General features: G+C 43.7%; 4 protein-coding genes. All 4 read left to right on the top strand.

Going from position 1 to position 22,442, the window contains the following annotated elements; translation table 11 throughout:
* Positions 1-8 precede the first annotated feature (8 nt).
* Positions 9-1,355 carry a cytochrome P450 gene (locus tag ACN1CN_RS19865; RefSeq protein ID WP_419137084.1) on the top strand — a complete coding sequence of 449 codons (1,347 nt, stop codon included), beginning with the start codon at positions 9-11 and terminating at the stop codon, positions 1,353-1,355.
* On the top strand, positions 1,352-2,278 hold the full coding sequence (queG, locus tag ACN1CN_RS19860; protein WP_419137082.1) for a tRNA epoxyqueuosine(34) reductase QueG: 927 nt from the start codon (positions 1,352-1,354) through the stop codon (positions 2,276-2,278). Before ACN1CN_RS19865 ends, queG begins: the two co-directional genes overlap by 4 nt.
* Before the next feature lie 273 nt (positions 2,279-2,551).
* Complete coding sequence (locus ACN1CN_RS19855; RefSeq protein ID WP_419137080.1) at positions 2,552-15,523, top strand: PKD domain-containing protein; 12,972 nt, start codon at positions 2,552-2,554, stop codon at positions 15,521-15,523.
* Between the two features lie 510 nt (positions 15,524-16,033).
* The coding region (locus ACN1CN_RS19850) for a beta strand repeat-containing protein (RefSeq protein WP_419137078.1) at positions 16,034-22,442 on the top strand (6,409 nt) is incomplete at its 3' end.

The following is a 22,442-nucleotide window of genomic DNA, read 5'->3' as shown; positions in this document are numbered from 1 at the left end:
TGTTAGACATGTCTGAAAACAAAAAATACAAGTACCCGAACAAGCTTTCAATCGTTAGGTTCTTTTTGGATGCCGAAGGAGTGCGTAAAAATCCTATTCCTTACCATAAAAGATACTTTGAGCAGTTTGGAGACTCCTTTTCGCTAAAAATAGGACGGTCGAAACATTTGATCTTATCACGGGATAATGAGATTGCCCAACATATTTTACAGAAAAACCAGAAGAACTATCACAAATCTAAATTTCAGTCTGTTTACCTCTCCAAATACTTAGGAAAAGGACTTTTGACAGTTGATGGTGAATTCTGGCTCAAACAAAGACGGCTGATTCAGCCTGCATTTCACAAGCAAAAGATGAATCAGTTGGTCGTGAACATGAACGAAACGATTGTCTCGGAGCTAAAGGAAATAACGGAAGAAAAACCCATCGATCTTTTTCCTGTTATGAGCCAGCTGGCCTTTAATGTAGTGGCCAAGTCGCTGTTTCATCTTTCGGTTTCTGAAGAAAAATTAAATCGTCTAAAATTTATCATCGAAGAAGTTCAGAACTTCTTAATCAAAGAAATTCGGCTTCCGCATAAAGCATGGTGGTTTTCGGTAAGCGGTCAGGTAGCAAAACATCTTGAACTGGCCGAAGAGAACAATCAGATTATTCAGGAAATTATCGAGGATCGAACCACTTCAGGAGAGGCAGTAAACGATTTGCTTCAGCTGCTTTTAGAAACCCGTTATGAAGATACCGGTGAAGGAATGTCGGTCAAACAACTGATTGATGAAATTAAAGTTCTTTTTATTGCCGGACATGAAACGACTGCCAACGCCTTAACTTTTACACTTTACCTTTTGGGAAGAAACCCCGAAGTGCAACAGAAGGTGCTGGACGAAATTCTGGAAATCGAATCACAAACAGCAAACATAGTAGAACAGCTGCAGCAAATGACTTATCTGAATGCGGTGCTCAATGAATCCATGCGTTTGTATCCGCCTGCCTGGATCACAGACCGACAAAATGTGGAAGACGATACGATCGGGCAGTACCATTTAAAAAAAGGGACTTTAATAGGCGTTTCTTTTTATGAGTTGCACCGAAACCCTAAATATTGGAATGCGCCGGAGGAATTTATACCGGAGCGCTTTCTGGGAGAACAGAAGAAACACTCCATGCAATATTTTTATCCTTTTGGAGCCGGGCCAAGAATGTGTATTGGAGCCGGATTTGCGATTTATGAAATGTGCCTTACTGTGGCTCATATTGTGAAAAAATACGAACTTAAATCGGAGACAGCTGCGATCGGGTTCAACCCCTTAATTACCTTAAAACCTGTTGGAGTAGAAGTTTTATTCTCTAAAAGATGACAATCAATTCTAAAGAGACATATTCAGCATTCATAAAATCCGAAGCCAAAAGGCTTGGTTTTCTTTCTTGTGGAATATCCAAAGCAGGATTTCTGGAAGAGGAGGCGCCTCGTCTTGAAAAATGGTTAAACAACAACCATCACGGGCAAATGGGGTATATGGAAAACTACTTTGACAAACGACTGGCCCCTACTTTACTGGTCGATGATGCCAAGAGCGTAGTGTCGCTTTTATTAAATTATTACCCAACAGAAACCCAGACCGAAGACAGTTTTAAAATTTCAAAATATGCTTACGGTCAGGATTATCATTTTGTAATTAAAGAAAAATTAAAAGAATTTTTACACTCCATTCAGGAAAATATCGGCGAAGTATCAGGTCGTGCTTTTGTAGACTCGGCACCCGTTTTAGATCGTGCCTGGGCAGCAAAAAGCGGACTGGGCTGGATTGGTAAAAGCGGTAATTTGCTGACGCAGAAAGTAGGATCTTTTTATTTTATTGCAGAACTTATTCTGGATCTGGAATTAGAATACGATCATGCTACAACAGATCATTGCGGATCCTGTACCGCCTGTATTGATGCCTGTCCCACACAGGCAATAGTGGCTCCTCATGTCGTAGACGGGAGCAAATGCATCTCGTATTACACCATCGAACTCAAAGAAAACATCCCTTACGAAATGAAAGGAAAATTTGATGAATGGATGTTTGGCTGTGATACCTGTCAGGACGTTTGTCCATGGAATCGATTCTCAAAACCGCATTCCGAACCTTTATTCAATCCCAATCCGGAACTACTTTCTTTCTCAAAAAAGGACTGGATCGAAATTACGGAAGAAACTTTTCGATTGGTTTTTAAAAATTCCCCTATCAAAAGAACCAAATTTGATGGCTTAAAACGCAATATTATTTTCCTGGAATAAAACGGAAAAGAAGGTATTATTTTTCTGATTTTTTTATCTTTTTAACGCTTAAATGTGTTTTTTGTCGGTTTTTTTAGGACAATTTCCTTATTTTTTAAAGTGCAACTTACTGATAATCAATAACTTGCGGGTTGTTTCTTTCGGTACAAAATATAACTATCTAATAATCAGTCTATTTACGTGTAGGATAAGCTTTTTTTTATTAAATTTGTGTTAATCCCCCCCCAAGTTTGTACTGTCATTTCTTTGTTTTTAATTCAAAAATTTAAATTTATGAAATTAAATTACTCTGATAGATTACATAAAGGACTGAATAACACACTTTTATTTTTTTTATTTGTACTTCCCGTTTACACCTTTTCGCAAAACTGTACTGTAAATGCAAATGCTGACAGAACAATTTGCCCCGGTGGAGCTACAGCTTTGCCCCCCGACCAGTTTTATTTACTGGGAACGGCAAATACAGCACAAGGTACTAACTTCCTGGAAAATCCGGTATGGAGTCAGATAGCAGGACCGGCAGTACAGATCGTAGATCCTAATTTACAGCAAACTTTAGTAAGAGGAGCGGTCCCGGGAAATACCTATACTTTTAGATTAACCGCTAAATGTGAGGACGGTTCCACCATATTTGATGATATCGTAATGGTGATTTCACCAATCACACTTGCAAATGCAGGAGCGGATCAAACATATTGTCAGGGGACGTATCCTTTAAACGCAAATGCGATTGGGCCAACAGAAACCGGAACCTGGTCAGTTGAAGGAAATAATAATGCCGGAGTTACGGTTAATAACCCGAATTCGCCAAACAGTACCATTACAGTTTCAGGAAATAGCTCAGGCTCAACCACTTTAAGATGGACCATAACAAACGGATCGTGTACCTCAACGGATGATGTTATTATTTCAAGTCTGGGTGGAAGAATGCCTGTTACTGCGGGAACTGATATGACACTTTCGCATTGTTACTCATCAACCCAAACGGTAAACCTTAACGGAAGTTTCGGTGGAAATACTCCGGGGCAGCAGCAAGGTACCTGGACCGTTGTTTCGGGACCTAGTATACCAACTTTTTCCAATGCAAATCGAAATAATACAGCAGTAAGCGGTTTACTTGAAGGAACCTATGTTTTTAGATGGACCGTAGCCGGAACCTGTGCAAATGGTGTAGATGAAGTCACCGTAATAGTTCCGCCACCAACAGCCGATGTGACCAATGTCACCGGTTCGACAGCTTATTTTTGTGATGGACGAACCTCAACAATTCTGCAGGGAACCATACCGCTGTATGTAAATGAAAGCGTGCAATGGACGCAGACAGGAGGTCCGACAGCAACAATTCAAAATCCTACTTCTCCTTCGACATTAGTTTCGGGAATGACCGCATTAGGGACTTATACTTTTTCATATACCCTTACCAACAGCGTTACCAATTGTGTTAGAACGGCAAACTACGTTGTGGTTTTAGAAGATATCATTTCGATTTCGGGAGGCCCTAATCAGACTTTAGGATGTAACGAATCGGAGGCCGTAATTCCGGTAACTTTTACGGGTAACGGACAAATGAGCTGGCAATTGGTATCCGGGCCAAACATAAACCCGGTACTCAATCCGCCATACCCGTCTTATCCGACAGCTCCGGTAAATTTTTCAGGGAATAGTGTTACGATTGGACAATTGACATTTTCCGGTACTTATGTACTTCGGTTAATCAAAGCTCCAAATCCGGGGTCACAATGCGAAACGGTGTACAATACGGTCGTTATAGTAGTTTCGGCGCAACCGACCACTTCAAGCGCAGGAACCATGCAAATTGTGCCCTGTAATTCTACTTCTGCAACCTTAGCGGGAAATTTGGTAATTTATGGGAAAGGAACCTGGTCGCAGATTTCAGGTCCGAGTATCGTGACTTTTACAGATGTGAACAGCCCAACAACCGGGGTATCACCTTTGGTTAATGGAGGCTATATGTTTAGATGGACCATTTCGGGCGGATCAGGCTGTGATGTCACACAAAGTACTTCTGAAGTATTGGTGTCGAGTGCCGCTCCAACCCCTGCTAATGCCGGAAACGATCAGGCGGTTTGTTTTGACAGTACAGTAAAATTACAAGGAAATGCCACACAAAGCAGCGAAAACGGAACCTGGACAGTTTCTCCTAGTGCCGGTATCGTTTTTAGTGATCCGGGCGATCCTAACAGTACCGTAACCGGATTGGCCGCCAATACAACTTATACCTTTACATGGACCATTGTAAATGGCTGCGGTACATCGGCAGATACAGTAGATGTTGTTACCAATAACACCGAAGGAGCGGATGCTAATGCCGGAGCAGATCAATGTTTGCCTACCGGTACAACTACCATCACTTTAAGCGGTAATGCCCCAACTCCGGGAACTGGTTTGTGGACACAAACTGCAGGTACGACAGCAACAATAACAAATCCAACACTATACAATACTACAGTAACCGGACTAAGTGACGGAGATTATACTTTTAAATGGACCGTTAGCAATGTAGGCTGTGCGGATGGAGAAGATACTGTGGGGATTACTATAGCTCCTGCTATTACAGTAGCTCAGGCGGGAGCCACGCAAAATTTATGCAGTAATAGTACAACCGTAACCGGAAATGCACCTGCACCCGGAGAAAGCGGTTTATGGGAACTGGTTAGCGGAGGAGACGGACCCGTTATTGCAAACCCAACCAATCCGACCACTACAATTACCGGTCTGACTCCCGGCTCCTGGGTTTACAAATGGACCATTTCAAGAGGATTTTGCGCAAGTACTTCAGATACCGTACAACTCAATATAGACGAAGCACCTTCACCGGCAATAGGAGGACCGGATCAGACCGTTTGTAACCAAAGTCAGGTTACTCTTGGTGCAACAGCTCCTTTGACGGGTAACGGGATATGGTCGCTAATTAGTGGTCCGAATTCACCTGTTTTTTCAGATGCAAGATCGGCAACCTCAACCTTATCAGGGCTAATAACCGGAGAATATATTTTAGAATGGGCTACCTATACAGGTGTGAATTGCCCAACGAACAGAGATCAGGTGACGATAAAAGTAACAGAAGTTGCGGCAGTCGGTCCTGATTTTGCTACCTGTCTGGAAGGGCCTTTGTTTCTGGTGGGTAATGTGGCCAGTACCGGAACTTGGAGCTATGTTTCGGGAGGGACAGGAGCACCAACGATTACCACAACCAGTAACAATAGTGCGGCCGTAACCAATTTAGTACCGAGTGTATATGTTTTCAGATATACGATCGCGGCACAGGGTTTTTGCCCTGAAACTTCAGATGATATTCAGGTCACGGTAAACGGTCAGATTGTGACAGCTCCCAATGCGGGTCCGGATCAGGAATTTTGTGATGCGGGTGTAAATCAAATTCAGTTGGCAGCTTCGGCACTTGACCCCGGAACAACAGGAAAATGGACCAAGTTATTTGGCCCTGCCGGGGGATCTTTTGTTGATGATACAAACCCCAATACTATATTTACAAATCCGGGTTATGGATTTTATGTGTTTAACTGGACGGTTAGTTCAGGAACCTGTAGCGAATCGGATCAGATCAGAATTGAGAACTCAGAGCCACCTTCACAGGCACTTGCAGGAGGAGACCAGGTTATTTGTGGATCGGTAACAGATCTTACGGCGATTCCTCCTTTAGCAGGTGTGGGAAATTGGACGCAGGTATCCGGCCCTACCACGGCCGTATTTAGTTCTGAAATTTCAGCTACCACTTCCGTTAGTAATCTAACCCAAACAGGAGGGATATATGTTTTCAGATGGACCATTACCAACGGAGCCTTGTGTCCTTCTACAACAGATACGGTTCAGATTACCGTTACGGCAGATCTGACGATTCCTAATGCAGGACCTGATCAGACCATTTGTGTATCGGATAGTGCAACTTTAGCAGCCAATGCAATTACGTCCGGAACGGGGCAATGGTCAAGAGTTAGTGGCCCTGCGGGATCTTTTTCCGATACTGCAAGCCCAGCTTCGTTATTCACACCAAGTGCTCAGGGAACCTATGTTTTGCGATGGACAGCGACTAATCTTAGCTGTGTACTTTTTGATGAGATGACCTTAGTCGTTAATCCGTTACCGTCAACTTCAAATGCAGGAACACCCATTAACATCTGCGAATTTCAAACCCTGACTTTAGCAGCAAATACGCCAGCAATCGGAACCGGATTATGGACACAAGTTTCGGGACCAACAACCGTTGCTTTTACAGCGGCAACTTCACCAACAACGACTGTTTTAGGAACACAGCCGGGAGTGTATGTCTTTGCCTGGACCATTTCAAACGGATTGTGCGCACCAAGTTCCAGTAATGTAACTGTAACCGTAAATGCGTTACCGCCATTGGCAGATGCAGGACCTGATCAGACGATTTGTAATACCGGAACGGTAACGCTAAATGGGAATAATCCTGTAACCGGTATCGGAACCTGGACTTTTGTGACGAATCCGGGAGCTACGGCTTTGATTACCAATCCTAATGCTTTTAATACAACTGTAACCAATATATCGGTAGGCACAACGCGATTAAAATGGACCATTAGTAACGGTTCGTGTAACTCTTATGCGGATGAAGTAAATATTGTACGACCATCAGATTTAACTCTTTCGGCATTAACAAGTGACACCACAATTTGCCAGGGCGGAACCACAACTTTAACGATAACGCCAACAGGAAGTGTAGCTCCTTATACGTACCAATGGCAAACATCAGCCAATGGAGTAACAGGCTGGACGAATGTTTCAGGGCAAACCGCTGCGACCTTTACCACCAATAGTGCCTTGGCAAATGGAGAATATTATTACCGGGTAAACGTTTCAAGTACCTGTACGCAGGTGACGAGTAATGTGGCAAAACTAACCATTATTCCGGACCCTCTTGTGACACTTCAGCCAACGGGAAGCACCATTTGTTCGGGCGAAACACATACTATGACCGTTGCGGCAACCACGACCAATACAGCAGCCGGGACGATCGCTTATCAATGGCAAAGTTCGGTGAATGGAACTTCGGGCTGGACCAATGTTTCCGGCGGAAGCGGAGCCAATACGACAACTTATATCACAGCAGCGCTCTCGTCCAGTTTGTACTTTAGAGCACAAATTACACAATCGGGAAGCGGTTGTGAAACCTTCTCCAATTCAGCATTGGTCAATGTGGCAAGAATTACAACGCAACCCGTAACTCCGGCAGCCGTTTGCGTAGGCGGGATTGTGAGTATCAATATTGCCGCAACCTTAGACGGAGGGACAGGAACGCTAACCTATCAATGGCAAAGTAACTCGGGTGCCGGTTTTGTGAATGAAACGAATCCAACAGCGACAACAGCCAGTTTTACTTCGGATATTTTGAATACAACCACGCAGTTCAGATGTTTGATCACTTCATCAACAACTAATTGTGTACTGACTTCCAATACCGTTACAGCAACGGTAGTACCCGATCCTGCGATATCAGTTCAGCCAACCGGAGGAATTGTCTGTACGGGCGGGTCATTTACCTTGTCGGTTACAGGAACAGGCGGGACTCCTGCTTTAAATTATCAATGGTACAGCAGTTCAGATAACCTGAGTTTTACATTGCTTTCCGGGGCAACTTCAAGTACTTACACTACTCCGGCACTCACTCAGGATACCTATTATCGCGTAGACGTTTCGGCTACGGGAAGTGGCTGTGGTCTGGTATCTTCAAATAGTGTATTGGTAGATGTAATTCCGGATCCTGTAGTAAACGTACAGCCTGTTGGAAACACTATTTGCTCCGGAGCGACACATACCATGACAGTCGTAGCTTCGGGAGATCCGTTGGGCGGAGCTTTGGTCTATCAATGGCAAAGATCTGTAAATGGAACCACAGGCTGGGTAAATACAACTGGTGGAAGCGGGGCAACAACAGCGTCTTACACTACCGGAGCATTAACGTCTACTTTTTATTACAGAGTCAGAGTGAGACAAGCGGCTAATGGTTGTGAAGTATTTTCGGATGCCGTTCCGGTATTTGTGGCAACCATTACCACTCAGCCGGCAACTCCGGCAGATATTTGTGTTGGAGGAATTGTAAACATCAACATTGCGGCCTCTTTAAACGGAGGTGCGGGTACACTTAGTTATCAATGGCAAAGTAATACGGGTTCAGGTTTTGTGAATGAAACAACCGCAACTGCAACCACTCCCAATTTTACGTCAGGGGCATTAAATGCGACCACCCAATTCAGATGTTTGGTAACATCATCTACCACCAATTGTATCTTAACCTCTAATAGCGTTACGGCAACAGTCGTTCCCGATCCGTCGATTACAGTACAGCCGGCAGGAACAACCATTTGCTCGGGAGGAAATCATACCTTATCAGTAACAGCTGCCAATGGAACCCCGGCTTTAACTTACCAATGGTTTAGCAGTACCAACAATGCTACTTTTACAGCCATTGGCGGCGCAACTTCGGCAACCTATACAACCCCGGCTTTAACTCAGACGACCTATTACAAAGTAGAAGTTTCGGCCAGTGGAAACGGCTGTAATACCATTACTTCCAATGTGGCTACGGTGACTGTTTTATCGGCTATCTCCATCGTAACACAGCCGGTTGCAAAAACAAATATTTGCAGTGGATCAAATGCGACCTTAAATGTAGTCGCCGCAGGAGGTTCAGGAAATTACAGTTATCAATGGAAAAGCTCCGTTGTTTTAGCGGGACCTTATACCAATATTGCAGGAGCAACTTCGGCAAGTTATACCACTCCAAATTTAACACAAACTACTTTTTACCAGGTAGCGGTCTCCGATCCTACTCAGGGTTGTACCACAGTTCTGTCCGGTATCGCCGCAGTTATTATTCCAAGTATTGAGACTCAGCCTGTAAATCCAACTACCGTTTGTGTGGGAGGTACAGTGGCGATTTCAACAGCTGCTTCGGCAAACAATGGTTCTGCTTCCTTTACTTATCAGTGGCAGCGTTCTGCAGATGGCGTGACTGGCTGGGCCGACATTACAGGAGAAATTAGAGCCACAAATCCGCACTATTTGTCAGGACCACTTAGCGCTACGACTTATTACCGCTGTGTAATCACCTCATCAAGTCCAAGCTGTACTCTTATTACAAATGTTGTAGTCGCAACCGTTATTCCTGATCCGACGATAACAGTCCAACCAGTTGGAGGAAATATTTGCGAGGGAGGAGTATTCACCATGACATCCGGTGCACAAAATGGATCCGGAAACTTTACCTATCAATGGCAAAGATCATTGGACGGAGCAACAGGATGGGCAAATGTAACGGATGGTTCCGGTGCTAATACCACCACTTATACTACAGGTTTTGTAAATGCAGATGCTTTTTACAGATTGCGTGTAACCGATTCAGGAATTGGATGTGGTGTTATAAACTCCAATCCGGCGAAAGTAGATGTTTTCGAAATCCCGATAATTACGACACAACCAAAAGATGGAGAAGCTTGTATCAACCAGGCTCATACTTTTAATGTTGTCGCGACAGGAAATATTCCTGCGAGTCCTGTATTGTACCAATGGCAGACTGCCAGTGTTTTGGCCGGGCCTTATACAGATGTTACAAGCGGAACGGGAGGTACAACAGCTTTGTACACCACACCAACTTATGCAACAGCAGGAAACAGATATTTTAGAGTGATCATTTCTCAGGGAGAGTCAGGTTGTCGTACCATATCCAATCAGGTGACGTTAGAAGTTTTTGATATACCAGCCGCACCAACGGGTTCAGTTATACAACAGCCTTCCTGCGCCAATGCTACAGGAACAGTAAGCATAGTGAATCCTGATTTAGGAACCGGTTACGAGTACAGCAGTGATGGAACGACCTTCCAGGCGAGCAATGTTTTTGCAGGTTTGGCTTCGGGCACGGTAACCATTTATGTGAGAAGAGTGGGATTGAATACCTGTATTTCATCGGGTACAACCTTTACTATTTTTAACAGAATCTGCGCGGTTCCGGAAACCTTTACAGCCATCAACGGAGATACGGGTGGAAGTACAGCACCACATTCCATATTAGATAGCGATACCTTAAACGGAGTTATTTTAAACCCGTCGGCAGTTAATGTTACGATAAACTCTATTTCGAGTTACTTAATTTATGATTTTAATCCGCTATCCAGAACTATTTCTGTGGCACCGGGAACTCCACCGGGAGATTACACTTTAACCTATACCATTTGTGAAATTGTAAATCCGGGAAATCCATCTGATCCTGCAAATTTTGTAAATTGTTCTACCACTACAGAAACCATTAGTGTAACCACAGCCGGAATCGATGCCCGAATTGATATCGTTAAATATCTTGTAAACGGCTATACCGGTGCAAACAATGTAATTAATGCTTTAACAAACGATACTGTGGGCGGTGCACAGGCTACATTATCCAATGTGACGCTTAGTGTAGTCAATCCGGCATTACCTATCGATCCTCTGGTAACAACAGTTCCGTATCTGGATATTACAACCGGAAACGTGAATGTACCACCGGGAACGGTAAAAGGCTTGTATGAAATTGTGTATAAGATTTGTGAAATTGGAGCGCCTTTAAATTGTGATACCTCAAGTATTTTGGTTCCGGTTGGAAACGCAGTGATTGTTGCAAATGACGACAGAGTCGAAAATATAAATGGTCATTTAGGACTCATGAATGCTGCGAATGCCTTAACCAATGACACTTTAAACGGAGTGCCAATTACAGGCGCAAACTTTAATGAAATAACCATTACACAAAATGTGTTTGCCACACCTTTATATCCTGGCGCCAATGTACCGGTCTTTAGTACAGCCACAGGAAGCATAAGCATTCCACCTGGAACGCCTGCCAACACTTACTTTATGACCTATACCATTTGCGAAAAATTAAACCCAACCAATTGTGCAGACGGTAGTATTGCAGTGGTGGTAAATGCCGCTCCGATCATTGTAAATGACGACCGTATAGACAACATAAATGGTTATGATGGAGGTGTAGACGTAATTAATGTGTATACAAATGCAGCCGGCGCTGATACTTTTGACGGACAGGTTATCAATATCAATCTGGCCAATGTACTGACCCCTTCAATTGTAACCCCTGCACAGCCTAAAGCTCCTGGAGCTCCGGTTCCTGTTTTAGATATTTCGTCAGGTTTTGTGACCGTTCCTCCGGGAACCCCGGCAGGGCAATATCAAATTAAATATCAAATCTGTGAGGATCTTAATCCGGGTAATTGTGATGATGCCATTGTGATCATTACTGTAATTGCGCCAGTTATCGAAGCGAATGATGATACAGTTTTAAACGTAAACGGTTATGAAGGAGCAGCTGGTGTTATCAATATTTATGATAACGACTTGCTAAATGGCGGAATGCTCGATCTTCCGGATATTACAACAACTGTTATATCAACCCCGGCCCCAATAAACGGAGGCCCGGTTCCTACACTTGATAGCGTTACAGGTTTAGTAGACGTTCCGGCAGGAACACCGGCTGGAGAATATAAATTTGTGTATAAAATCTGTGAAAACCTAAACCCGACGAATTGTGATCAGGCAGTTGTTACTATTGTAGTAGCTCCTGCTGTAATCGATGCGGTAAACGATGCTAATTTTGCACCAATTAATGGTTTTGTCGGAAGTCCGAATGCCTTAAACGCTTTAGACAATGATACCCTTAATGGTCTTGCCGTAAATCCTTCTGAAGTTGTCATTACCAATATCATTCCGGCTACACCAATCAATGGAGGTCTGGTTCCGGTATTAAACGGAACAACCGGAATTGTAAGTGTACCTCCGGGAACTGCGGCAGGAATGTATTTTATTGGTTATCAGCTGAACGAAAAACTGAACTTATCCAATACCGATTCGGCCATCATAACTGTTGAGGTTTCGGCTCCGCTAATTGTAGCCAATGACGATACAATTGCCAATGTTAACGGCTATGTAAATACCACGAATGCAATTGACGTTTTATTGAATGATACCCTTAACGGAGTTATAGCAAACATTTCGAAAGTTACCATTACAGTTGATGTTGCGGCAATACCAATAAACGGAGGACCAATTCCGGTATTGGAGCCTTTAACCGGATTTGTAAGTATTCCGGCAGGTACTCCGGCGGGAGATTATGAAATTCAATACCATATTTGCGAAAAAATTAATCCGCTGAATTGTGACAATGCTAAAGTTTTCATTACAGTAACAGGAGCACAAATAGATGCGGTAAATGATGCGGTGGCCAATATCAATGGATTTACAGGAGCAACTAATGCCGTGAATGCTCTGACGAATGATACTTTAAACGGAATGACCGTTATCCCTTCGCAAGTTACCATTAGTAATGTAGTTCCGGCCACACCGATAAATGGAGGAGCCATTCCGGTTCTAAACCCTTCGAATGGAAATGTTGACGTACCACCGGGAACCGCAGCAGGCACTTACACCATTGGATACCGCCTAAGCGAAAACTTAAATACGGCCAATTTTGATACGGCAACTATAACAATTGTTGTTATAGCGCCAACGATTATTGCGAATGCAGACAGCACCGGTAACATTAACGGATTTACCGGAGCAAACAACGCTATAAATGCCATAACAAATGACAGATTAAACGGCTTAGATATTCAATTGACGGCAATCGATATTACATCCATAAGCACCACAACTCCGGCAGCATATATTTCAGGAAACCCGGTTCCGGTATTGGATACCGTTACCGGAAATGTAAATGTACCGGCAGGAACAGCAGCCGGAACTTATGTAATTCATTACCGTATTTGTGAAAAACTAAATCCGTTAAATTGCAGCGAGGCCGATATAACCATAAACGTTACTGCCCCAATCATTGATGCGAATACTGATTTTGCGGGTAATATTAACGGATATACCGGAGCCAATAATGTAGTAAATGCTCTAACGAATGATACCGTCAACGGACTTGCCGCACAAGCCGCTCAGCTTAACATTAGTGTTTTGAGTACAACTCCTCCGGCAACTTCAACAAATGGAATTGTTCCGATATTGAACACCGTTACCGGAAGTGTTGATGTACCGCCAGGAACTTCTGCGGGGACTTATTTTATTCAATACCAAATCTGCGAAAAAATAAATCCGGGCAATTGCAGTCAGGCAACAATTATAATAGTCGTAAATGCGCCTGTAATTGTTGCTGAAGATGACACCATTACCAACATAAATGGTCAGTCGGGAATAAATAATGCTCTGAATGCCTTTACAAATAATGACACGTATAATGGTGTACTGCTAACAGATGTCAGCTTAATTATTCCAACCATATTAAGTCCGGCAACTTCGATAAACGGAGGTTTGGTTCCCGTCTTAGATCTGGCCACAGGAAATGTAAATGTACCGGCAGGAACCCCGGCAGGAGCTTATCAGATTAAATATAGAATCTGCGACAAATTAAACCCGACGAATTGCGATGATGCCGTTATTAATATTGTAGTAATCGTTTCGACAATTGTTGCGAATGATGATGCAATCGACAATATTAACGGAGACACCGGAGCAACTAATGTATTGAATGCGTACGCCAACGATACTTTAAACGGAACAACAATTTTGCAGACCAATATTAACAGTACCCTTATTAGCGGAGCAAATTCCATAAACGGAGCTGCAGTTCCTGTTTTAAATGTTCTTACCGGTGCTGTAGACGTTCCTCCGGGCACGGCTGCGGGAATATACTCTATTGTATATAAAATCTGCGATAAACTAAATCCGTCCAATTGTGATGAAGCTGTTATCAGAATCACGGTAGCGCTGCCCTCCATTCGATTGCTTAAACAAGGAGTTTTCGCAGATAGCAATGGCGATGGTTATGCACAGCCGGGAGAGCTAATCCGTTATTCTTTTGTGGTGACAAACACCGGAACTTTAGATTTAACTAATGTTATTGTAACAGATCCGAAGGCAACAGTTACCGGAACTGCAATTGCAGTATTGGGAGTGGGACAATCGGATACCACAACTTTTAAAGGAACCTATGTCTTAACTCAGGCTGATATTAACAGAGGATATGTCGAAAATCAGGCTTTGGTTACCGCACAGCCTGTTAGCGGAGCTGCCATACAGGATTTGTCCGACAGTAATGACCTTACTTTAATCGGACCTAATGACCCTACGATTACTCCGGTACCGCAGCATAGAGAACTGACCTTGATAAAAGGAGGAGTATTAACAGGCAATGGAGGAGTAGGTTCGGTTATCAAATATAGCTTTACGGTTAAGAATACCGGAAATGTAGTCGTTACCAATCTGGTAATAAGCGATCCGATGTTAACCGCCACTTCTATAGCGGTTACTCCAAATGTGTTGGCCCCGGGCCAAACGGGAATAGCCACGGCATCGTATACGGTAACCACAACAGATGTAGCCAATGGAGAAGTAGTCAATTCGGCATTGGTCATTGGAGATGATCCGCAAGGAAATCCGGTCATCGATATTTCCGATAGCGATGATCCTGCTTTAACTGGTGATGATGATCCGACAGTGGTTGATTTAGATCTTAAACCTTCTATTGCTCTCATCAAAACAGCCACTTTTAATGATGAAAATAAAAATGGATTTGCCGAGATAGGAGAAACAATTACGTACCACTTTAGCGTTACCAATACCGGAAATATTCTATTGGTAAATGTTGTGGTCAAAGATCCGAAACCGGGAATAACCATTACAGGCGGTCCGATAATTTTAAAACACGGAGAAACAAATTCGGATAGTTTTGTCGGGACTTATGTTTTAACCGCTGCTGATATCGAGGCCGGATCTGTCGAAAATCAGGCTGAGGTGAATGCCGTAAGCCCGGACGGAAAAACGGCAACAGATTTGTCTGACGGCAATTCTATTTTGGGAGACGACCCAACCGTATTACCCTTAAACTCTTGTAAAATTGTAGTTCACAACGCCTTTTCACCAAATGGTGACGGAATCAATGAAGTTTTCAAAATTGACGGAGTTGAATGTTACCCGGATGTATTTGTAGAAATTTATGACCGTTGGGGAGTTTTGGTTTATGATGCTCATGGTTATAATAACACGTCAGTTGCCTTTAAAGGAATCTCAGAAGGAAGGGCAACGCTCAACAAACAAAAAGGATTACCGGTTGGTACTTACTTTTACGTGATTACGTATAAAACGTATTTAAATGAGCCAATAAGTCTGATGGGGTATTTGTATTTCTCTAAATAATTTAAAGTATTGATTTCTAATTTGTTAAAATAAAAAAGGCGCGACATTGTTGCGCCTTTTTTATTGCGTTTTTGTCACTATATTCTGTAAAAGTGTAATATATACATAATGTACCTGCTCATTTTTATCGGTTCGTTATCAAATAGTCATTTTTTTTGTAGTCAAAAGAGTATTACGGTCGGCAAAAAGTGTTGTTTAACGTTAATCTGGGTAGTTTGTCGAAAAATGTAGCTGATAGACAGTTGTTTGCATATTTTCGCGCCTCCAAAACTACATAATTTAACCAGAGACAATTTGTGTCTTGAACCTAAATACCTATGGTCCAAACGCTATCTTTTTTTGATAAAGCCTTTAAGAAGTTTTTTTTAAGACTTCAAAAATCCATTACTATTATTTTTCCGTATCTATTCTGTATGCTGAATACCCCTGTTGGTTTTTCAGCAGCGGATATTTCCATTTCTAAAACCCCACTATTTTATGTATAACTTTACTTTTAACAAGTTTAATTTTTTGAAACAGATCTTTTTTGTTTTGTTTTTTGGATTAACATCATTACCTGCGTTTTCACAAGTTTGTGGTACACCAGGAGGTGACGGACCTGTTACCGTATCAAGTTCTGTAAATACGTATTTCCCTATTTCGGGTAATATTACATTGAATGCAGGAACCCAATCGATAGTATTGGGAGCAGTACCGGCAACAGATCAGTATTCTAACAATTTTGGGGCAACCCCAATTTCGGTAGGGGATCTGATCTTGATCATTCAAATGCAGGATGCTACAATAGACTATACCAATACAACCAGTTATGGTTCAGGAACTTCAAACAGTGGGCCGGATAATTTAGGAGGTACCGGATTTACTTCTCTTGGTAATACAGGAGTTTTTGAATATGTAATTGCAACTAATAGTGTCCCGCTAACTGGTGGGAATTTAACGTTTAAGGGTACTGGAACAAATGGTGGAACCCTGAATAGTTTTTATAATGCAGATGCTACAACAACAAGAGGAAAAAGAACTTTTCAAATTGTCAGAGTACCACAATATTCTAATTTAACACTTACTTCTTCGATTACTACACCGCCTTTTAATGGTGTTGCCGGGGGAGTTATTGCTTTTAATGTTTCGGGTACATTCAATTTTGCCGGATTTTCGATCGATGGAAATGCCCGCGGTTTTAGAGGTGGTTATAGCCCAAAAGCTGATTCTAATCTTAATAATGCTACAACTTATGTTGGCTTATCAGGTGATAATACAATTTCAGGAAAAGGGGAAGGAATAGCCGGAACCCCTCGCTATATGTGGGATGGATTTAATCAGGTTGATAATTTAGTGGAAGGAATGCCCGGCGGATCTTCAGGTAGAGGAGCCCCTGCTAATGCCGGAGGCGGTGGAAATGACCATAATTCCGGAGGAGGTGGTGGTGGTAATGGTGGATTCGGAGGCTTAGGTGGTGCAGGCTGGCAAGGTGGAGGAGGAAATGTTCTTCCTTTGACTGGAGGCGGAAGACCGGGTTTCAGATCTTATATTACGGCAACTCCCTTTCCAAAATTGGTTATGGGAGGCGGTGGTGGTGCCGGAGATGCTAACAATGCCTCAACCGGTGTAAAAGGTGGTGTCGGTGGTGCCATAATTCTTATCAATGCAGGGACCGTTCAGGGAACAGGTAATATTTATGCCAATGGAGGAAAAGGAGCACCAGGTACTTTTTCGGGATCACCCGATGGAGCCGGAGGTGGTGGAGCCGGAGGAACTGTATTATTGAATATCTCGAACACTAGTACTGCAACGATCAGAATAGAAGCCGATGGAGGTGCAGGAGGAAATACAGAAAATGATAATAACAATTCACACGGACCTGGTGGTGGTGGTGGTGGTGGAATGATCCGTCACAATCTTACCGGTACCGTAACGGTTACGACCAGTGTACTAGGAGGGGTTTCAGGAAAATCTAATGGAGGTGCAGGAATCGCAAACGGAGCTGCAGCAGGAACAGCTGGTAGCGCGTCAACTTTTACATCACAAGACGTGCCGCCAAACTTACAGGTGAATTCCAATTGTTTTCCATCTTTGGAAACAAAAGTAAAGGCATTGTCGACTGCATCAGCCTGTAACGCTATCGGAGAGAAAGTTTCCTATGAAATTCAGATTAAAAATACAGGAGCAGGAAATGCAGCAGGAGTCTTTTTAGACTTTCTTTTTCCAACAGGTATTGAGTTTGATACTGCTACTGCAACTTATTCTGCGGAAGCGACAGGTCCTTCGGGAGTATTGACCAATACAGCTACAGCTAATAATCCGTTATTCGGAGGCTTTAATATTGCGCAAAACGGAGTGGTTACTATAACCTTAACAGGAAAAGTAGCGGCGTCTATTGCTGCGGGAACCTATAGTGCTAATGCACAGGCTTTGTACCTGGATCCGACACGTACAACGGCAAATCCAAACAGAAGAATTACGGCATTTACAAACGCTTATGGTTCTGCAAATAAAACCTATGAAGGGGTAAATCAGGCCAACGTTGCCGGAACAAACTTTAAAGGCAGTGGAGAAACGGTGGATGACATCACCATTTTACCTTTGCCAGCTACTCCAACAGCTACAGTGGTGCAATCTACTTGTCTTACACCAACAGGAAGAATAACAGTAAACACTCCTGCGCCGGGGCCGGGAATCAGTTATACCTTAAGAGGAACAAATCCGGTAACGGCACCAGTAAACAATACAACAGGTATTTTCTCCGGATTAGTACCAAACAGCTATGTAGTGACCACGACAAATGCTCAGGGATGTACTTCGGCTCCTACTGCAAGTATGACAATCAATTCGGTTGCGGGAGCACCAACAACTACAGGAGTTTCGATTTGTCAGGGAGGTAGTGGGACATTAACGGCTACTTCTACCTGTTCAAATTCGGCTGCTATAGAGTGGTACACATCGGCTTTAAGTTTAACACCAATATTTACAGGTGCCTCTTTTAATCCGGTAGGCGTTGCGGGATCAGGTTTGACAAATACAAGTACAGCAGGAACCACAACCTATTATGCGGCTTGCCCGGGTATTGGAAACTGTAGAACAGCTACAAATTTTGTGATCAATGCAATACCAACCATCACCGGAACAACACCGGCTGCACAATGTGATGCGGGATCGGTAACCTTAGGAGCTACTGCTTCGTCAGGAACAATTAACTGGTACGCTGCCCCTACAGGTGGTACAGCATTGGCAACCGGAACGAGCTTTATTACACCTAACTTATCAACTACTACGACTTATTATGTAGATGCAACCGGAAATGGATGTACTACAGGAACGAGAACGGCGGTTATAGCGACAATAAATACAAGACCAACAATAGATGCTACAACACAGGATTCCAGATGTGGTGCAGGAACATTAACGTTAAATGCAACAGCATCAGCAGGAGCAACGATCAACTGGTATGCTAATTCAACAGGAGGGACATCATTAAAAACAGGAGCGAGTTTTACTACACCAAGTTTATCAGCTACCACTACTTATTATGTAGAAGCTGTTTCAGCAGAAGGCTGCCCTTCGGCTTCAAGAGTTGCGGTTGCAGCGGTTGTAAATACAGCCTCTACAATTGCATTTACCAGTGGGACACAAAACCCGACAATTTGTAATGGAACAGCAATTCCAAGTGCCGTTTATACTTTTGGAGGAAGTGCCACCAATGCTACGGCATCAAATTTACCGGCAGGTTTGTCGGCTACTGTTGATTCCAGTGCAAAAACAATAACTATTTCGGGAACACCAACAGCCAGCGGTACTTATACCATTACAACAGTTGGACATACAGCACCTTGCGCGGCTGTGACAATAAATGGAGCTGTGACAGTAACTACTGCATCAAATGCAGGTACTTTATCAGGGACTCAAAATATTTGTGTTGGCGGAACCACTACGTTTACTACCAATGGAAATTCAAATGGAAGCTGGTCAAGTAGTGCTACCGGAGTTGCAACAGTAAATAGTTCAACGGGAGTAATCACTGGAGTTTCAGCCGGAACCGCTACAATCACATACACAGTAACCGGAACAGGAGGTTGTGCTAATGCAACAGCTACCAGAACGGTAACGGTAACTGCCGCTCCAAATGCAGGGACTTTATCAGGAACTCAAAACATTTGTGTTGGCGGAACGACTACATTTACTTCAAACGGAAATACAGGCGGAAGCTGGACAAGCAGTGCTACCGGAGTTGCAACAGTAAATAGTTCAACAGGAGTAGTTACCGGAGTTTCAGCCGGAACCGCTACAATCACATACACCGTAACCGGAACGGGAGGTTGTGCTAATGCAACAGCTACCAGAACGGTAACGGTAACTGCCGCTCCAAATGCAGGGACTTTATCAGGAACTCAAAATATCTGTGTTGCCGGAACGACTACATTTACTTCAAACGGAGATACAGGCGGAAGCTGGTCAAGCAGTGCTACAGGAGTTGCAACTGTAAATAGTTCAACAGGAGTAGTTACCGGAGTTTCAGCCGGAACCGCTACAATCACATACACCGTAACCGGAACGGGAGGTTGTGCTAATGCAACAGCTACCAGAACGGTAACCGTAACTACTGCACCAAATGGAGGAACTTTATCAGGAGCTCAAAACATCTGTGTTTCTGGAACGACTACATTTACTTCAAACGGAGATACAGGCGGAAGCTGGTCAAGCAGTGCTACAGGAGTTGCAACTGTAAATAGTTCAACAGGAGTAGTTACCGGAGTTTCAGCCGGAACCGCTACAATCACATACACCGTAACCGGAACGGGAGGTTGTGCTAATGCAACAGCTACCAGAACGGTAACCGTAACTACTGCACCAAATGGAGGAACTTTATCAGGAGCTCAAAACATCTGTGTTTCTGGAACGACTACATTTACTTCAAACGGAGATACAGGCGGAAGCTGGTCAAGCAGTGCTACCGGAGTTGCAACAGTAAATAGTTCAACAGGAGCAATCACTGGAGTTTCAGCCGGAACCGCTACAATCACATACACCGTAACAGGAACAGGAGGTTGTGCCAATGCAACAGCTACCAGAACGGTAACGGTAACTGCTGCACCAAATGCAGGAATTTTATCAGGAACACAGGAAATCTGTCTTGGAGCAACAACAACATTTACCTCAAACGGGACGAGTGGAGGAAGCTGGTCAAGCAGTAATACAACAGTCGCTACAGTAGATGCTGCCGGGATAATTACAGGAAAAGCATTTGGAACAGCAACAATAACTTATACAGTAACCGGAACAGGAGGTTGTGCTGATGCAATTGTTACAAGAACCGTAACCGTTAGCGATACTCAAAAACCAACTATCACTTGCCCGGCGAATGTTACTGCTGTGGCAGATGCAGGTTCATGTACGGCTACCGGAGTTGCGTTAGGTACTCCAGTGACTTCAGACAATTGTTCAGGAGTAGTAACGGTGACTAATAATGCGCCATCAAGCTTCCCAATCGGTACCACTACGGTAACGTGGACGGCTACTGATGCTGCCGGAAATACACAAACTTGTACTCAAACCGTAACGGTTAGCGATACGCAAAAACCAACCATCACTTGCCCGGCAAATGTTACTGCTGTGGCAGATGCAGGTTCATGCGTTGCTACCGGAGTTGCTTTAGGCACTCCAACCACGAGCGATAACTGCTCTGGAACAATAACTGTAACTAATAACGCGCCATCAAGCTTCCCAATCGGTACCACTACGGTAACGTGGACGGCTACTGATGCTGCCGGAAATACCCAGACTTGTACCCAAACTGTAACGGTAAACGATACTCAAAAACCAACCATTACTTGCCCGGCGAATGTTACTGCTGTGGCTGATGCAGGTTCTTGTGCTGCTACAGGAGTTGTTTTAGGTACTCCAGTGACTTCAGACAATTGTTCAGGAGTTGTAACCGTAACTAACGATGCACCATCAAGCTTCCCAATCGGAACAACAACTGTAACTTGGACCGCTACCGATGCTGCAGGAAATACCCAAACTTGTACTCAAACCGTAACCGTTAGCGACACGCAGAAACCAACAATTACTTGTCCGGCAAATGTTACTGCTGTGGCGGATGCAGGTTCATGCGCTGCTACCGGAGTTGCTTTAGGTACTCCAACCACAAGCGATAACTGCTCTGGAGTAGTAACCGTAACCAATAACGCACCATCAAGCTTCCCAATCGGAATCACAACCGTAACCTGGACGGCTACTGATGCTGCCGGAAATACCCAGACTTGTACTCAAACTGTAACGGTTAGCGATACTCAGAAACCAACCATCACTTGTCCGGCGAATGTTACTGCTGTGGCTGATGCAGGTTCTTGTACTGCTACCGGAGTTGTTTTAGGAACTCCAGTGACTTCAGACAATTGTTCAGGAGTTGTAACGGTGACGAATAATGCGCCATCAAGCTTCCCAATAGGAGTAACCACTGTAACGTGGACGGCTACTGATGCTGCCGGAAATACCCAGACTTGTACTCAAACCGTAACCGTTAGCGATACGCAGAAACCAACAATTACTTGTCCGGCAAATGTTACTGCTGTGGCTGATGCAGGTTCTTGTACGGCTACCGGAGTTGCTTTAGGTACTCCAGTGACCTCAGACAATTGTTCGGGAGTAGTAACAGTGACCAACAACGCGCCATCAAGCTTCCCAATCGGAACAACAACCGTAACCTGGACGGCTACTGATGCTGCCGGAAATACACAAACTTGTACTCAAACGGTAACCGTTAGCGATACGCAGAAACCAACCATCACTTGTCCGGCGAATGTTACTGCTGTGGCAGATGCAGGTTCATGTGCCGCTACCGGAGTTACTTTAGGTACTCCTACCACGAGCGATAACTGCTCTGGAACTGGAACTGTAACCGTAACTAATAATGCACCATCAAGCT

This window comes from Flavobacterium sp. T12S277, from assembly GCF_048514875.1.
GTDB lineage: Bacteria > Bacteroidota > Bacteroidia > Flavobacteriales > Flavobacteriaceae > Flavobacterium.
The sequence above is the reverse complement of the archived record's forward strand: the minus strand, read 5'-3'. Positions and strand labels throughout refer to the sequence as shown.

Bases quoted from the DNA above. Each gene is read 5' to 3' on its own strand.
- ACN1CN_RS19855 (WP_419137080.1), top strand. From the start codon at position 2,552: ATGAAATTAAATTACTCTGATAGATTACATAAAGGACTGAATAACACA.
- queG (WP_419137082.1), top strand. From the start codon at position 1,352: ATGACAATCAATTCTAAAGAGACATATTCAGCATTCATAAAATCCGAA.
- ACN1CN_RS19865 (WP_419137084.1), top strand. From the start codon at position 9: ATGTCTGAAAACAAAAAATACAAGTACCCGAACAAGCTTTCAATCGTT.